Raw genomic sequence first — 15306 nt, 5'->3', positions numbered from 1 at the left:
AGGGTCGCTCAGGCCGCATCACCGCAGGTCAGGGCTTTTTCTTATCCTCCTCGGCGTCCTCTGCCACTTTGTAGGCGATGCCGTCCAGGATGTCGTGCTCGCTGACGACGACCTCCCCTGCGCCCGACCGTTCCATGACCGACAGCAGGACGAGCGCGCCCGCGCCGATCACATCGACCCGGCCCGGGTGCAGGACGGGGATGGCCGCGCGCTCGGCATGGGTGGCGGAGAGCAGCATGCCGGTGATCTCGCGGACCTTCGCCAGGGAGATCCGGGAGTGGTGGATGGCCTCGGAGTCGTAGTGGTCCAGGCCCAGTGCGATCGCGGCGACCGTGGTCACGGAGCCGGCCAGGCCCACGAGGGTGACCGCCTCGCTCAGCGGGACGGTCTCCTCGGCCCGGTCCAGCGCCGCGTCGACATCGGCCTTTATGGCGTTGATCTGCTCCGAGGCCGGCGGGTCGCTGATATCGCCCGCATGCACCAGATGCCGTTCGGTCATCCGTACGCAGCCGACGTCGACCGAGCGGGCGGCGCGTACCGAGGCGTCGCCGAGGACGAACTCGGTCGAACCGCCGCCGATGTCGACGACCAGGAAGGGCCGCTCCAGGTCCGCGCGAGCGGTGAGCTCCTTGGTGGCGCCGTTGAAGGAGAACTCCGCCTCCTGGTCGCCGGTGATCACCTCGGGCTCGACGCCCAGGATGTCGACCACACCGCGGACGAAGTCGTCGCGGTTCTCCGCGTCCCGGGTGGCCGAGGTCGCCACGAAGCGGACCCGCTCGGCACCCAGGCCCTTGATCACCGCGGCGTACTCCCGGCAGGCGGCGAAGGTGCGCTCCAGCGCCTCGGGGGCCAGCCGCCCGGTGCGGTCCACGTCCTGGCCCAGCCGGACGATCTGCATCCGGCGGTCGAGGTCCTTCAGCTCGCCCGTGGCCGGGTCGGCGTCCGCGACGAGCAGCCGGATGGAGTTCGTACCGCAGTCGATGGCGGCGACCCGCTTCACGTGGCGTCTCCTTCGCGCGCGTCCTGTGCTCCGGGGGCGTCCTGGCCGCCGGAGGTGTCCTGGCAGGGGGTCACACAGGGCCCCTTCTTCCACCACTCCGGCAGCATCGCCAGGGCCTCGTCGCCGAGCGGGTTGACGCCCGGCCCGGCCGCCAGCGAATGGCCGACGAGGACGTGCAGGCACTTGACCCGGTCCGGCATGCCGCCCGCGCTCGGGAAGCCCGCCAGCACCTCGATGGCGTCCCGCCGCCGGAGGTAGTCCTCATGAGCGGCCCGGTAGGCGGCGGCAAGCGCAGGGTCGGCCGCCAGCCGCTCGGTCATCTCCTTCATCACGCCGTTGGCCTCCAGCGTGCCGATCGCGGAGGCCGCGCGCGGGCAGGTGAGGTAGTAGAGCGTGGGGAAGGGTGTGCCGTCCTCCAGGCGCGGCGCCGTCTCGACGACGTCCGGCTGCCCGCAGGGGCAGCGGTGCGCGATGGCGCGCAGGCCGCGCGGCGGGCGGCCGAGCTGTTCCCGGAAGGCGGCGATGTCCGCGTCGGTGGGCTCGGTGGGCTCGGTCTGGGGCGGGGGGGTGTCCATGTGCGCTTTCGGTGAGATGAGTGGTGAGGTGACGGCGGGGCGGGCCCCGTCCGGTGCCGACACTACGGGCCGGGGCCCAGCGGTGGTAGGGGCGGCTACCGCTTGTCGGCCGCGTCGACGGTGCTCCACAGATTCTCGTACCAGGGGCGCTGCGCGGCGTGCGGCCCATTGGGTGCGGAGCCGGTGCCGGAGCCGTCCTGGACGATATATCCGGTCTCGCCCGGCATGAGGTAGTGCAGATGCCGGCGGGCCTGCTGGCGTACGAAGTCCGGTTCCTGCCAGCGGGCCTTCTGCTCGCGCAGCCGGTCCAGGGCGGCGCCGGCGTCCTGGGCCTTGCGGCGCTGGTCGGCGATGTCGGAACGCTGGGAGACGTACTGCCTTATCGGGTAGGCGAGGGCGACGACCAGCGAACACATCACCAGGGCCAGCAGGGCGGCGCGGCCGGTGAGGCGGTTGCGGCGGGGCGGGCGGGCGCGGTAGACGCGGGCGGCGGCCTGCTCGCCGAGCGCCTTGAGTCGGGTCGCGGTCGAGAACCGGTCCGCGGGCACGTCGTCTCCCCTTCACTGACGGACGCCTGACTGCTGAAGCAGACGCGTCCCCGGCAACGGTACGGGACCGTCGCCGGGGACGTACGGCGTGCTGGGCGGTTGTCTCGCCCGATCAGCCCTTGCCGCCCCGGTCAGCCCTTGCGCCCCGGTCGGCCGGGGCGGCGGGCCGCCGTGGGTCAGCTGCCGTGACGGAACCGCGGGAAGGCGGAGCGGCCGGCGTAGACCGCGGCGTCGTCGAGGATCTCCTCGATGCGCAGCAGCTGGTTGTACTTGGCGACGCGCTCGGAGCGGGCCGGGGCGCCGGTCTTGATCTGGCCGCAGTTGGTGGCGACGGCGAGGTCGGCGATGGTGACGTCCTCGGTCTCACCGGAGCGGTGCGACATCATGCACTTGAAGCCGTTGCGCTGGGCCAGCTCGACGGCGTCCAGGGTCTCGGTCAGCGAGCCGATCTGGTTGACCTTCACCAGCAGCGCGTTGGCGGAGCCCTCCTCGATGCCGCGGGCGAGGCGCTCGGGGTTGGTGACGAACAGGTCGTCGCCGACGAGCTGGACCTTGGCGCCGAGCTTGTCGGTGATGACCTTCCAGCCGGCCCAGTCGTCCTCGAACAGCGGGTCCTCGATGGAGACCAGCGGGTAGGCCGCCACCAGCTCCTCGTAGTACTCGGTCATCTCCGCGGCCGAGCGGTCCTTGCCCTCGAACTGGTACGTGCCGTCCTTGTAGAACTCGGAGGCGGCGACGTCCAGGGCGAGCGCGATGTCCTGGCCGGGGGCGTAACCGGCCTGCTTGACGGCCTCCAGGATGAGGTCCAGGGCCTCGCGGTTGGAGCCCAGGTTCGGGGCGAAGCCGCCCTCGTCGCCGAGGCCGGTGGACAGCCCGCGCTCCTTCAGGACCTTCTTGAGGGTGTGGTAGACCTCGGCGCCCCAGCGCAGCGCCTCGGAGAAGGACTCCGCGCCGATCGGGGCGATCATGAACTCCTGGATGTCCACGTTGGAGTCGGCGTGCGAGCCGCCGTTCAGGATGTTCATCATCGGCACGGGCAGCACGTGCGCGTTCGGGCCGCCGAGGTAGCGGAACAGCGGCAGGTCGCTGGCCTCGGAGGCGGCGTGCGCGACGGCGAGGGAGACGCCCAGGATGGCGTTGGCGCCGAGCGAGCCCTTGTTGTCGGTGGCGTCCAGGTCGAACATGGCCTGGTCGATCAGCCGCTGCTCGGTCGCGTCGTAGCCGACGAGCTCCGGGCCGATCTGCTCGATGACGGCCAGGACGGCCTTCTCCACACCCTTGCCGAGGTAGCGGTTCGGGTCACCGTCGCGGAGCTCGATGGCCTCGAAGGCGCCGGTCGAGGCACCGGACGGCACGGCGGCACGGCCCGTGCTGCCGTCGTCGAGGCCGACCTCGACCTCGACCGTGGGATTACCTCGCGAGTCGAGAATTTCGCGGGCTACGACGACGTCGATGGACGGCACGTTGTCTCCTTCGTGGGTGTCTGGAGGTTCTGCAGCACGAGCCTAACGGCCCCGGGCGCGTCCGCTTGCTTTTGGCCCGCTCCGTGGGACTGAACGGCCCGGAAAACTTCCCAAAAGCCCAGTTCACTGGATGTTTGAGCGCATTGTTCGCCGAACGGGAAAAACGCGGAAAGGGGCCGGTCACCGGCGTGCGACCGCCCCGCCGCGACCCGGGTGCGTCGCGGGTACGGCCCGGGTACGGCCCCGGGTACGGCCCGGGACGGAGAAGCCCCGCCACGGCGCGCTGGGGGGAAGTGCGCGCCGGGCGGGGCGGTCTCACGGAGGAGGAAGGGGGCCCGCCGCTCGGGCCCGCCGGAATCCCGGTGAGGGGAGGTCTCAGACGTGGAGCTTCTGACCCGGGAAGATCAGGTTCGGGTTGCCGCCGATGACCGACTTGTTGGCCTTGTAGACGGACTTCCAGTCGGTGCCGTGCGCCTTGGCGATCTTGGCGAGGGTGTCGCCCGCCTTGACGGTGTAGTTGCCGTGACCCAGGGACTTGCGCTCGGTGGAGCGCGAGGCGTGCTGCTCGGGGGCGGCCGGGGCCTTCTTCGCCTCGGTCCTGGTGGTGCCCTGGTCCTGCTGGGGCGCGGACTTGGTCTGCGCGGAGCCGGAGGTGTCGACGTTGGCGGCCGGGCCACCGGAGGTCAGGTTGCCGGCGCCGGCGCAGGACCAGGCGCCGGGGCCCTGGAGCGCGAGGAGCTTCTCGGCGGCGGAGATCTGCTGGGATTTGCTGGCCAGGTCGGCGCGCGGCGCGTACTGGGTGCCGCCGGCGGCGGCCCAGCTGGAGTTGGAGAACTGCAGGCCACCGTAGTAGCCGTTACCGGTGTTGATCGACCAGTTGCCGCCGGACTCGCACTGGGCGACCTTGTCCCAGGTGGAGACCGAGGCGGCGGAGGCGGAGGTGGCGCCCATCAGCGGGACGGCCACGGCAGCACCGGCGATGCCGGCGAGGGTGGCGACGCGGACGGCCTTGGACGGACGACGGTGCTTGCCCTTGATGATCAGCATGGTTGGTTCGTTTCCTCACCGACGCCTACGAGGTGAGCTGTCGGGTTCGGACTGTGAGCTGCCCGGCCGTGTGCGCGTGGCGCACGTGGCTTCACCCCAAGCCGGTTGACCCGCTTTCGCGAGTGGGGCCGGCACTTACCTTGGGTCCCCCGCTCCTGCCTTCGGCGCTTGCGCGTCAACTGCCTCCGATCACCGGCAGGATTCGGCGTGTGATCGAAGGGCCCGCTTTGGCGAGCGGTCCTGACGTTAAGCAGTAATCCCCTTGGGGTTCAAACCCCACCATCTGAACCAAGTTGAGCTTTTTTGATCACGGGTTGGTCACATACCCGCAGGTGAACCCCGGTTTGACGGGGCCGGACGAACCGGGGTCCACCACAGTCAACGAGAGCCTTGTCTCACTTTCCCCAAAAGCGGGCGAAGGCGGCGAACTAGCCCGCGATGTGCCCGAGATCGAGCAGTTGGCCCGGCTTGATCAGGTCGGCGTCCGAGCCGATGACGCCCTCGTTGCGGTCGTAGAGGGCGGGCCAGCCGCCGGGCAGCCGGTGGGCCTGGGCGATGGCTGACAGCGTGTCACCCGGCCGCACGGTGTAGTTGCCGTCGGCCGCCGGGTCCGTGCGGTGCACATCATCGCCGCGCGAGGCGTGCCGGCCGCCGGAGGACCTGCCGTCGTCGCCCCCCTCGCCGACCGCACCGCCGCGGTGCCTGCCCTTCTCGGGCGTCCCGTGCGGGGTGCCGGTGGTGTCCGTACGGCTGCCGCCGTCGGACGGGTCGGCGGACGGCGACGGGGCGTCGCCCCGGCCGCCCGGCGTCGCGGAGCCGGACGGCTCCGGGGCCGGGGACGCACCGCCCGAGCCGGGGGAGTCCGAGGGATCGGGCGAGGGCGCCGGGTCGGACGGCCGGCCGCCGGGCCTGTCGTGCGTCCCGGAGTCCGAGTCGGACGGCCGGCCGCCGGGCCCGTCGTGCGTCCCGGCGGAGTCCGAGCCGCCGTCCAGGCCGGAGGAACCGGACGAGTCCCAGGGGTCCGAGGAGCCGCCGGCGTCCGACGGGTCGGGCGAGGGGGTGCTCGTGCTGCCCGGGTCGACCTCCGGCGTGCGCCCGCCCTTGGTCAGGCCGGCGCTCACCGCACAGCTCGACCAGACGTCCGGGCCACGGGCGTCGAGGATCGACTCGGCCACCGCGATCTGCTGGGCACGGCTGGCGAGGTCGGGGCGCGAGGCGTAGGCCGCGCCGCCGTAGGTGTCCCACATGTCCTGGGTGAGCTGCAGCCCGCCGTAGTGGCCATTGCCCGAGGCCGCGCTCCAGACGCCGGCACTCTCGCACTGGGCGACCTTGTCCCAGGTCGTGGTGTCGGCGGCGTGGGCGCCGCTCGCGGCGAACAGTGGCAGGGCGAAGCCCGCGCCGGTCACTCCCGCCGTGACAAAGATGGCCGGTGCTTGACGGGGGCGACGGTGTCGGCCGTTCCCGGAACGCATACGGATGCCTTTCGCGCGGCGGTTGAGTTGTACGACGAGCTCTGCGAGCTGCTCGACGGGTCACCCACCGGCCGACGCGCACGAGGCGCACCAATACACCGGTCCCCCACATCACCGCTTCGGCCGATCGAGTGAAGCCCGTCGATCGTCGGTCGAAAGGTAGCCGGGGTCACGGGTAGTCACAAGTCGGTGTAGCGCAGATCACGTAAAGGTCACACTGCTGACTCGGCGTCACTTCTGGCCTTGTCCCTGGTCAGGCCGCTCGGGCGAGAACTCCACCGGCAGCGACCGCAGTCCGCGCATGATGAGCCCGCCGCGCCACCGCAGATCGCCGGGTTCCGCGGCGAGCCGGAGGTCCGGGAGCCGGGTCAGCAGCGTCGCCAGAGCGGTCTGCCCTTCGAGCCGGGCGAGCGGCGCACCCAGGCAGTAGTGGATGCCGTGCCCGTACCCCAGGTGCTGGTTGTCACGGCGGGTCAGATCGAGGACGTCCGGCTCGGCGAAGCGCGCCGGGTCGCGGTCGGCGGCGGCCAGCACCACCAGGACCGGGTCGCCCGCGGCGATCCGCTGCCCGCCGAGCGTCAGCTCCTCGGTCGCGAACCGCCAGGTCGCCAGTTCCACGGGGCCGTCGTAACGGAGCAGTTCCTCGATGCCGGTGGTGAGCAGCTCGGTGTCCCCCGCCGCGATCGACTTCTGCAGCAGCTCACGCTGGGCGGGGTGGCGCAGCAGCGCGTGGACGCCGTTGCCGATGAGGTTGACGGTGGTCTCGAAACCGGCGAAGAGCAGGATGAAGGCCATCGCGGCGGCCTCGTTCTCGGTGAGGTGCTCGCCCTGGTCAAAGGCCCGGATCAGGCCGGAGATCAGATCCTCGTCCGCCTCCGCGGTCTCGCCCAGACACGCGCGCTTGCGGTGGATCAGCTCGGCGAGATAGCCGCGCATCTTCTTCACGGAACGGGCGACTCCGCCGCGCGGGCCCCCGCCGTGCCGGATCATCATGCCCGCCCAGTCGCGGAAGTCGTCCTGGTCCTCCCGCGGGACACCCAGCAGGTCGCAGATCGCGTAGATGGGCAGCGGGAAGGCGAACTCATGGATCAGATCGGCCTCGCCGCGCCCGGCGAAGCCGTCGATGAGCTGGTCGGCCAGCTCCTGGACCCGCGGGGTGAAGGCCGCGACCCGGCGCGGGGTGAAGGCCTTCGAGACCAGCCGGCGCAGCCGGGTGTGATCCGGGGGGTCGATGTTGAGCAGATGCGTCATCAGGTTGGCGCTGCGCTCGCCGGGGATGCCGACCTTGCCCTTGCCGTGCGCGGTCTCGCTGTGGTGCGCCGGGTTCTTGGACAGCCGGCCGTCGGCGAGCGCCTGCCGGGCCTCCTGGTAACGGGTCACCAGCCAGGCTTCGACACCGCTGGGCAGCTCGGTCCGGTGCACCGGCGCATGCGCGCGCAGCCAGGCGTACGCGGGGTAGGGATCGGCGGCGAACTCCCAGGTGAACAGCTCGGGGGCGGGCGCGGCGGCGGGGCAGCCCGCGGGGGCGTCGGCGGTGGGGGCGTCGGCGGTGGGGGCGTCGGGCTTGTCGTGCACCTTCCGACCGTAACCGGTGGGCGCACCACGGCGCGCCCGCGCACCCGGCCGGGCCCGCCGCACCCCCGTTGCCGGGACTCCCGCACCACGGCCCTCAGGAGGCTCCGCGCTCCGCGGCCACCACCGCGTCCCGGTAGGCCCGCGCCGCCGCCCGCAGTGCCGCCTCCGGGTCCACGCCCTCCGCCTCGGCCCGCATGGCCAGCGCCAGCAGCTCGTACCCGATGCCCTGGCCGGCCGGGGGCGGGACATCGAGTCCCGCCGTGCGGACGCGGGAGGCGAGCTTCGCCGCCAGCGCCAGACCGGGCTGGGCCAGCGGAATGCCCTCGGTCACCGATTCGCGCTGCTTCTCCTCCGCCTTCGTCCGCAGCCAGTGCGCCTTGACGTCCTCCGGGGTCGCGGCCTCCTCCGCACCGAAGACATGGGGATGGCGGTGGATCAGCTTCTCGACGATGCCGCCCGCGACATCGTCGAGGGAGAACGGCTCGTCGGGGTCGTCCTGGGCGATCCGGGCATGGAAAACGACCTGGAGGAGGACATCGCCCAGCTCCTCGCAAAGCGCCTCGCGATCGCCTTCCTCGATGGCCTCGACCAGCTCATACGCCTCCTCGATGCCGTACTTGGCAAGGTCGCGGTGCGTCCGGATGCTGCTCCAGGGGCATGCGGCGCGGATCTGGTCCATGACCTGGACGAGGTCGAGCAGCCGGGCGCCCGGCAGGTCGTAGGAGCCGGGCAGCAGCTCCAGGTCCGGCATGGTCTCGCGGCCGGAGCCCGCCAGCCGGGCCAGGCCGTCGGTCAGCGTGCTCTCGCCGTCCGCGGAGGTCAGGACGACGGCGGTGCGCGCCTCGGGGACGCAGTAATCGACCAGCTCACGAGCGGTCAGGGACGCGGTCTCCACCTCGATGCCGGCCTCCCGCAGATAGGGCAGCTGCGGATGGTCCGGGTCTGCACACAGCACGCGGTCGGCCGCGCGCAGGATCTGCCAGGCGGGCCAGGACAGGAGCCCGGGGGCGACCCGGTGGCTGGTGGTGAGCAGGACCAGGCGTCCGGTGCCGGTGCCCTCGGGGCGGGCTTCGGCGCCGGTGTCGGCGGCAGAGGCGTCAGCGTTCACGTCTCGAACGTAACGCACCGCACTGACAACGCCCGGCGCCGGTGGGCGACGGCCCGGACGCCTCCTTGTCCCTGTTCCCCATCCCCATCCCCGTTCCCTGGCCCCATTTCCGTTCCCTGGGCCCCTCCCCGTACGGACCGCCCCCTACGCCCCGGCCTGTCAGGCCTGTTGCTTCACGGGCTCGCTGGTGATCCACGGGTCCTTGGTCTCACCGAGGATGACCTGGTGGTCGTCCCACTTGCCGAACCGCGGATTGACGTCGATCCCCATGGACCGGGAGGTCTTGGCCAGCGCCTGGGCGAGCTTCTGCTGGCCCTGCGGCTTGCCGCGGTCCGCGCCGAGATGCCGGGCGACGCCGTCGAGCAGCAGCTGGTTGCGCACCACGGCGTCGATCTCGTCGGGGGCGACACCCTGCTGGAGCCACATCTCCTTCAGCCGCTCGGCGCCGCCGGCCTGCTTCTCGGCCTGGGCCCGCCACTGCTGGACGTCGCGGCGGGTGACCGTCACCCCGGCGTCCTCCGCGCTGCGGGCCAGCACCTCGTCGAAGATCATGCCGTTCAGGGTGGCCAGGCTCAGCCGGCCGGTGTTCATGATCATCTGGCCGCCCTGCGGGGACTCGGCCTGGGCGGCACGGACGTCCTTCACCTTCGCCTGCAACTGCGAAACGGTGATCCGCTTCCCGTTCACGATGGCCGCGGCCCCGGGATGAGCACCGGTGCCGCAGGCCGCGAGCAACGGGGCCGCGGCCAGCAGGGCGGCAGTGGCGGATACGGAGAGCGCTGTCCTACGGCGGAACACATGGCCTCCCGGCAGATCGTGCGACGAAGTCTCGACCTTGGTGGATCGATGCTATGGAGTCGGCGTGGCCCAGGCCACCGCTTCGGCCAACGATCTGGGGCGGGGTCGGTTCCGCCCCCGGGTACCGGCGGTCGCCATGGCCGCCCCGGCATTGACCGGCCGGCGGCAGGGACCGTCGCCGGCCGGTCGGGACTCAACCGTCCAAGGTGTCCTTGAGACACAAGCGGGCCGCGTCCACAAAGACTTCCCGCGCCTTCTTGAAACCGATCCAGTCCTGTTCCTCCTTGGCTGCCCGCCCAAGGAGCCGGATCTGCTCGATCAGGGCCTGCGCTTCCTTATGTGGACCGACCGGCTCAACCAAGATCCGGTTATAGCCGTCGCGGGTCACCACGTAGGCCGCGTCCTGCGCTGCCCTGGTCTCCTCGGAGCCGACGTATTGGCCCTCGGCCTTGCGCCAGCAGACGGACGATTCCGCGTCGGCAGCGCTGAGAAACTCGGCGTACGCATCGCGGCGGGCCAGATAGAGATCCGAGGCGGTCGTGCTCATGTCTTCTCCATAGGCGCGGGAACAGGCGAGCGCGGCCACGCTACTCGGGAACAACCCGGATCCCACCCGTACAGCAGGTGTTTGACCTCTCCGGGTGGCTCATCAGCAGTCCGTACCCGCGATCCTCGGATTGCTGTATCGCACCGACCGCTGAGGAGACATGATCGGCTCTTTGAGGTGATCTGGCCCCTCGGTCGGCCCGCAGGCTGCATCCGGCGCGCAGGCGAGCTGCGGCGAGCATGTATCGAACGACGGGTTGCAGTCAGGGAGGCAGCTCGGATCGCCGCCCGCTCTGGGGGCCTTTCCGGGAAAGGCAGCGGTCAGTTCCGCGCGAGCCCCTTGCATGGGAACCCCGTTGTAGATGTCGCGAAGGCTTTGATGGTGGACATTGCCCACGGCCATCCAGCGCGCGAACACACAGGGCCAGACGTCGCCTTCCGGCGAGATGGCCATCTTGTTCCGTCCGCACCGGCCGCAAAGCTTTGAGATGTCCGGGGAGCCGCCCGCAGCACGGCCGAACGGCCGGACCTTGTCAGTTCGGACATCTCGCAGACCGATGTCCAGCAATTGCCGGCGCGACTCGTCGCCACGCTGCCCTTCCAATACCTTGATCACACTGCCGCGCATCGGGATGCCGAGGGACTTGGCCTTTTCGACGTTGGCCAGAGTGCGGCTGTGCGAGCCCCGTTTCTCGGTCACGTCATCGTGATCCTGACTCTCGTCCGAGTAGTAACTGAAGGCCAGTCGCACACCCGGCAATCGAAGCGCTTCCCATACCGCGTCCGAGATGTGCGTGAGGTTACTGAAGACCTCGATCCGCATGTTCCTGCTGCGAGCATGGCGAATCAGCTCCGGAAGACTCGGGTGGAGGGTGGGTTCGCCGCCGATGAACTGCACATCACGGACGGCCATCGAGGCGAGTTCGTCGATGACCCGAAGCCAGTCCGCGTCTGACATGGTGCCGTGGTCGCCTTGCGGAGACGAGCCCGCGTAGCAGTGACGGCATGACAGATTGCAGAACCCGGTGATCTCCAGCCATGCGAACTGTGGGGTCGGCAGGTGCCCGGTATGGGGCATCAATAGGCTCATGCGTCCTACCTCCTTGTGAGGTTGGCTTGTGAAGGGCGCCTGTCCGCTCACCACACATCACCCGCCGCGATCCGCTGCTCCCGCGTCCGCGCAACCGTCAGGGATACGGGGTCTTCCGCCGGCCACTCCCGGCTCCCCGGGCGCCGCAGATAGAGGACGCCCCTGCGGATGTCCGTCACCATGGCCCGGCGCCCCGGGGCGTACTCGACCTCGTCGCCCACCTCGGGGCGCTGTCCGGCACTCACTTCACGGCCTCGAGGGCGTCCGGGGTGGTCGTCCATTCCACGCCACCGCCCTCCGGCGCAAGCCACGCCACCGGGGGCGTGTCCGGGACCCTGAGGGCCGGCCCGACGCGAGGTGCCTTCACGTCGGGGGCGAGTGCACGGAAGACCCCGATGCGGTCACCGTGAGCGCGGTCGATCACGCGTCGGCCGAGCAGGGGGTGCGACAGGTGGCCCAGGCCGAGTGCCCGCGTCTTTGTCGTCCGGTTCATCAAAGTCCCTTTCGGAAATGTTCCGAGGTGGGGCCGGCCGCGTGGAGTCGCCGACGGAGCGCCCGTCGTGCGGCGTCCCCCAAGCCGAAGCCGAGCCGTCCCAGGAGTGCCGGGCGTCGGCGGCTCCACACCAGCCAACGCGGCGCCGCCGGGTCGCGGTTAGTGCGATCCGTCCATTTCCCCTCCCCGGCCCCTAGGGCGATTTGACCAGCTATTGGCCTGACTGGCCGGTGCTCCGGGGGCTACCGTGCGGGCATGAACACCACGCGAAACCTGGTACTCGCCGCGTGGATGGCAGAGCACGGCTACAGCTCCAACACCCTTGCCGACGCGGTCAATCAGGCCGTCGGCGACCTCACCGGCAGGCCCGGAGGGCTGGACGGGTCGTCCGTACGGGACTGGAAGGCGGGGCGGGTCCGGTGGCCGAAGTCCGCCACCCGAGCCGCGCTGGAGAACGTCACCGGCTTACCGGCGACCGCTTTGGGGTTCGTACCCCGGTGCCGTGCCGGATCCGCCCCGCCATCACGGCAGGAGGATCCCGTGAAGTGCCGCGGTTTCCTGACGGCCGCTGCGGCCACCACAGCGGCCACCGCCGCACCGCCCCTTCCCGTCACCGCCGCACCGCACCGCGTAGGAGCCACGGATATCGCCAGGCTCCAGGGCAAGTTCGCCGGTGTCGTGGCCGGCGACCACCAGCACGGCGGCATCCGCAGCATCGAAACCCGCGCTCTCGAACTCGCCGCCGAGGCCGTCGAACTCCAGGGCCGCGGATCCACCGGCCAGCGGGTACGCGGTCAGCTCTACGCGGTGGCCGCCGCCTTCGCCTCCAGCGCGACGTGGGCGGCGATCGACGGGCGCCGCTTCGATGCGGCGCGGCGCCACCACGAGCGGGCGGCGCGCCTGGCCGCCATGTCGGGTGACCAGACGATCCAGTCCCGGATCTGGTCGCATGCGGGGACGTTGTACCGGCACCTGGGGCGCCCCTCGGACGCGCTCGCGGCCAACGACGTGGCGCGACACCTCTCCCTTGCCCGGCGTGACCCGCTGTTCGCCGCTCTCGGGCATGCCCGGCACGCAGCCATCCACGGTCTGACCGGCAGCAGGTCCGCGGTGGAACGCGCCGTCGGTCATGCGCAGGACGCCGCGCTCCGCGCCGACCCGGACACCCTCCGGCCAGTGTGGATGGCGGCGGTCCGCGACCAGGCGGAAATCGCCGAACTCGCGCTCTCCGCATACCTCGGCCTCGGCGACTTCGAACGGGCCGAAGCCCATGCCCACAGCAGCCTGACCCTGCTCCGACCCCATATGCAGCGCGACCGCGCGCTCGTGACCGCCCGGCTGGCGCAGGCGCAGTTGGGCCAGGGGGAGATCGAAGCGGCCGTGGCCACGGCGATGAGCGTGCCCTCGACTGCTGCCGGGCATCCGCGCGTGGCCGGCATCCTCGGCGCATTCGGCTCTGCCCTGCGGGTGTGCGCACCGCACAGCGCGCACACCCGCACCTGGACGCAGTACCGGCGGGAGGCTCCAACGGCTGCGCCCGTGCCGGTTCGCCGGACGGCCGAGGACGGGCCCGTATGCGCCTCTCCGGCGCCGCCCGGTGCGCCGCCGTCCCCGCCCTCACGGTGAGCGGAGCAGGACGGCCCGGACAAGGCCGGGAGACCGGCGGACCGCGCGACCCCGCCGCTGAGGACGGAGCGGCCAAGTCCCCGTCCCTGGGGCCGAGTTCCCGCCTTCCGCCAAGTCCCCGCCCCTGCGGGCGCATTCCCTCTCCTCCGCTCCCCTCCCGGACGCTCCCCGGACGCCCCCTCCGGGAACGGGCCCGTCCGGCCCCGCGTCTGAACCACTGTCCGGGACTGGCGGCGGGGCGACCCAGCGCAGCCGTCGATCGGGCCGGGGCGGGTGTTTCTTCGAGTATCTTTTCGATCTGGGGGAGAGTGAGGTTCCGTATGAACACGGCCGCAGCAACGGCTGGGAATGCCCCCGAACGGGATCCGGGGGCCGGCGCCCGGACCGGCGCCGTACCACCGCAGCGGACGGCCGCGCCGGACGGTCCCGCGACCGCAGCCGCAGCCGCAGCCGCGACCACCGACGCACCCCCACCGCCCCCGTCCGGCCCCCTCCGTCGTGCCGCGCGCCGGCTGCGCACCCGGACCGCTCCCCTGCACGCCCCTCGCTTCGACCCCTACTGGACGGCGGGGTTCTTCTTCGTCGCGTTCGCGCTGCTGGCCTTCTGCCGTTTCCGCACGCTGTCCACGTCCTCCTGGGACCTGGGCATCTTCGAACAGGCCATACGGGGCTACGCCCACTTCCAGGCCCCGATCGTCGACCTCAAGGGTCCCGGCACCAACATCCTCGGCGACCACTTCAGTCCCGTACTGATCGTGCTCGCTCCCCTCTACCGGCTGTTCCCCTCCGCGCTGACTCTGCTGATCGCGCAGGCCGCGCTGTTCGCGCTGTCCGCGATACCGGTCACCCGTGCCGCCACCCGCTACCTGGGCCGCGTCCCGGGCCTGGCGATCGGTGTCGCCTACGGCACGTCCTGGGGCGTGCAGAAGGCCGTCGACTTCGACTTCCACGAGATCGCGTTCGCGCTGCCGTTGATCGCCTTCGCGCTCGAAGCGGTGCTGCGCGGACGGTGGACCGCGGTGGTGTGCTGGGCCGCGCCCCTGGTGCTGGTCAAGGAGGATCTCGGGGTGACCGCGGCCGTCATCGGTGCGCTGGCCCTGATACGCACCCGGCGGGCCAGCCCGTTGGCCATCGCGCTGGTCGCCTTCGGCATCACCGCCACCGCCGTCACCCTCGGCGTGCTCATACCGGGTTTCAACGGCTCCGGCTCGTACGACTACTGGAGCAAGTTCGGCGCCGACGGCGGCGGTCTCACCGTCCCCCTCGGCACCGCCGTGCGCACCACGCTGTGGGTCCTGCTGCCCACCACCGGCCTGCTCGCGCTGCGTTCCCCGCTGCTGCTGGTCGCGCTGCCCACCCTGGGGTGGCGTTTCCTGTCCCACGAACCGCACTACTGGGGCATCGACTGGCACTACAACGCCGTCCTGATGCCGGTGGTCTTCCTCGCGCTGATCGACGCCCTGCCGCAGGCACGGGTCTCCGCCCGCCCCTGGCTGCGCTCGTACGCCCACCATCTGCCGGCCGCCGTGGTGTCCGTGGCCCTCGCGCTGACGACGACGCTTCCGCTGGCCCGCCTCACCGAGGGCGACACCTACCGCGTGCCGCCGGCCGTCACCGCCGCCGAGAAGCTGCTGGAGCGGATACCCGACGGTGCGAGCGTGGAGTCCGACATCCGGCCGCTGAGCCGCCTCACCGGCCGTACCCGGGTCTTCTGGACCGGCGACACCGGCGGTCTGTCACCGGACTACGTCGCAGTCCAGCTCCACGACAACCACGCCCCGCGGCAGGCACTGGCGGACGCCACCGCCCGCCACCCCAAGTCCACTTACGTCTTCCTCGGCGCCGCCGCGGACCTCGTCGTCCTGCACCGGACGTCCGCCCGCTGACCACCTGCGGCGTCCCCGAGCCGGTCGGCCCGCACGGTCATCAGCCCCGTCCGGCCCCCCGCTGCACCGCCCCCGTCAC

15 protein-coding genes and 1 riboswitch are annotated in these 15306 nt (G+C 71.4%); of the genes, 2 read left to right on the top strand and 13 right to left on the bottom strand.

Going from position 1 to position 15306, the window contains the following annotated elements; translation table 11 throughout:
- Nucleotides 1–28: 28 nt before the first annotated feature.
- From ACWGJY_RS01445 to ACWGJY_RS01385, 13 genes are all read right to left on the bottom strand, one after another.
- The gene (locus ACWGJY_RS01445; RefSeq protein WP_453258748.1) at nt 29–1000 is read right to left on the bottom strand and encodes a Ppx/GppA phosphatase family protein; all 972 of its coding nucleotides are present in this window, start codon (nt 998–1000) and stop codon (nt 29–31) included.
- Complete coding sequence (locus ACWGJY_RS01440) at nt 997–1575, bottom strand: DUF501 domain-containing protein (RefSeq protein ID WP_453258747.1); 579 nt, start codon at nt 1573–1575, stop codon at nt 997–999. The genes ACWGJY_RS01445 and ACWGJY_RS01440 overlap by 4 nt, the downstream gene beginning before the upstream one ends.
- Before the next feature lie 95 nt (nt 1576–1670).
- The gene (locus ACWGJY_RS01435; RefSeq protein ID WP_453258746.1) at nt 1671–2123 is read right to left on the bottom strand and encodes an FtsB family cell division protein; all 453 of its coding nucleotides are present in this window, start codon (nt 2121–2123) and stop codon (nt 1671–1673) included.
- Between the two features lie 176 nt (nt 2124–2299).
- Nucleotides 2300–3586: a phosphopyruvate hydratase gene (eno, locus tag ACWGJY_RS01430; protein WP_285506225.1), complete on the bottom strand. Its 1287-nt coding sequence runs from the start codon at nt 3584–3586 to the stop codon at nt 2300–2302.
- A 375-nt stretch (nt 3587–3961) separates the two neighbouring features.
- A complete protein-coding gene (locus ACWGJY_RS01425) occupies nt 3962–4633 on the bottom strand; it encodes a transglycosylase family protein (protein WP_453258745.1) in 672 nt (223 codons plus the stop codon).
- 7 nt (nt 4634–4640) lie between these two features.
- Nucleotides 4641–4810, bottom strand: a riboswitch (cyclic di-AMP (ydaO/yuaA leader).
- Between the two features lie 251 nt (nt 4811–5061).
- A complete protein-coding gene (locus ACWGJY_RS01420; protein WP_453258744.1) occupies nt 5062–6039 on the bottom strand; it encodes a LysM peptidoglycan-binding domain-containing protein in 978 nt (325 codons plus the stop codon).
- 297 nt (nt 6040–6336) lie between these two features.
- Nucleotides 6337–7680: a cytochrome P450 family protein gene (locus ACWGJY_RS01415; protein ID WP_453258743.1), complete on the bottom strand. Its 1344-nt coding sequence runs from the start codon at nt 7678–7680 to the stop codon at nt 6337–6339.
- 94 nt (nt 7681–7774) lie between these two features.
- Nucleotides 7775–8788 (bottom strand): nucleoside triphosphate pyrophosphohydrolase, encoded by a 1014-nt coding sequence (locus ACWGJY_RS01410; protein ID WP_453258742.1) that lies wholly within the window; start codon nt 8786–8788, stop codon nt 7775–7777.
- A 159-nt stretch (nt 8789–8947) separates the two neighbouring features.
- A complete protein-coding gene (locus ACWGJY_RS01405; protein WP_453258741.1) occupies nt 8948–9586 on the bottom strand; it encodes a SurA N-terminal domain-containing protein in 639 nt (212 codons plus the stop codon).
- A gap of 193 nt (nt 9587–9779) precedes the next feature.
- Nucleotides 9780–10133, bottom strand: a complete 354-nt coding sequence (locus ACWGJY_RS01400) for a hypothetical protein (protein WP_453258740.1) — start codon at nt 10131–10133, stop codon at nt 9780–9782.
- A gap of 102 nt (nt 10134–10235) precedes the next feature.
- Entirely contained in the window at nt 10236–11222 is a 987-nt protein-coding gene (locus tag ACWGJY_RS01395; protein ID WP_453258739.1) for a radical SAM/SPASM domain-containing protein, read from the bottom strand.
- Nucleotides 11223–11269: 47 nt separating this feature from the next.
- Nucleotides 11270–11467 carry a hypothetical protein gene (locus tag ACWGJY_RS01390; protein WP_453258738.1) on the bottom strand — a complete coding sequence of 66 codons (198 nt, stop codon included), beginning with the start codon at nt 11465–11467 and terminating at the stop codon, nt 11270–11272.
- Nucleotides 11464–11715, bottom strand: coding sequence for a hypothetical protein (locus ACWGJY_RS01385; RefSeq protein WP_453258737.1), 252 nt, complete (start codon nt 11713–11715; stop codon nt 11464–11466). Before ACWGJY_RS01385 ends, ACWGJY_RS01390 begins: the two co-directional genes overlap by 4 nt.
- Nucleotides 11716–11970: 255 nt before the next feature.
- Here ACWGJY_RS01385 and ACWGJY_RS01380 point away from each other — a divergent pair, with 255 nt between their 5' ends.
- Both ACWGJY_RS01380 and ACWGJY_RS01375 read left to right on the top strand, forming a co-directional pair.
- The gene (locus ACWGJY_RS01380) at nt 11971–13341 is read left to right on the top strand and encodes an XRE family transcriptional regulator (protein WP_453258736.1); all 1371 of its coding nucleotides are present in this window, start codon (nt 11971–11973) and stop codon (nt 13339–13341) included.
- Between the two features lie 320 nt (nt 13342–13661).
- Nucleotides 13662–15227, top strand: a complete 1566-nt coding sequence (locus ACWGJY_RS01375) for a DUF2079 domain-containing protein (protein WP_453258735.1) — start codon at nt 13662–13664, stop codon at nt 15225–15227.
- Nucleotides 15228–15306 lie beyond the last annotated feature (79 nt).

The sequence above is a fragment of the Streptomyces sp. NPDC054765 genome, assembly GCF_053612065.1.
The sequence above is the reverse complement of the archived record's forward strand: the minus strand, read 5'-3'. Positions and strand labels throughout refer to the sequence as shown.

Bases quoted from the DNA above. Each gene is read 5' to 3' on its own strand.
- ACWGJY_RS01395 (WP_453258739.1), bottom strand. From the start codon at position 11,222: ATGAGCCTATTGATGCCCCATACCGGGCACCTGCCGACCCCACAGTTC.
- ACWGJY_RS01380 (WP_453258736.1), top strand. From the start codon at position 11,971: ATGAACACCACGCGAAACCTGGTACTCGCCGCGTGGATGGCAGAGCAC.
- ACWGJY_RS01375 (WP_453258735.1), top strand. From the start codon at position 13,662: ATGAACACGGCCGCAGCAACGGCTGGGAATGCCCCCGAACGGGATCCG.
- ACWGJY_RS01400 (WP_453258740.1), bottom strand. From the start codon at position 10,133: ATGAGCACGACCGCCTCGGATCTCTATCTGGCCCGCCGCGATGCGTAC.
- ACWGJY_RS01440 (WP_453258747.1), bottom strand. From the start codon at position 1,575: ATGGACACCCCCCCGCCCCAGACCGAGCCCACCGAGCCCACCGACGCG.
- ACWGJY_RS01385 (WP_453258737.1), bottom strand. From the start codon at position 11,715: ATGAACCGGACGACAAAGACGCGGGCACTCGGCCTGGGCCACCTGTCG.
- ACWGJY_RS01425 (WP_453258745.1), bottom strand. From the start codon at position 4,633: ATGCTGATCATCAAGGGCAAGCACCGTCGTCCGTCCAAGGCCGTCCGC.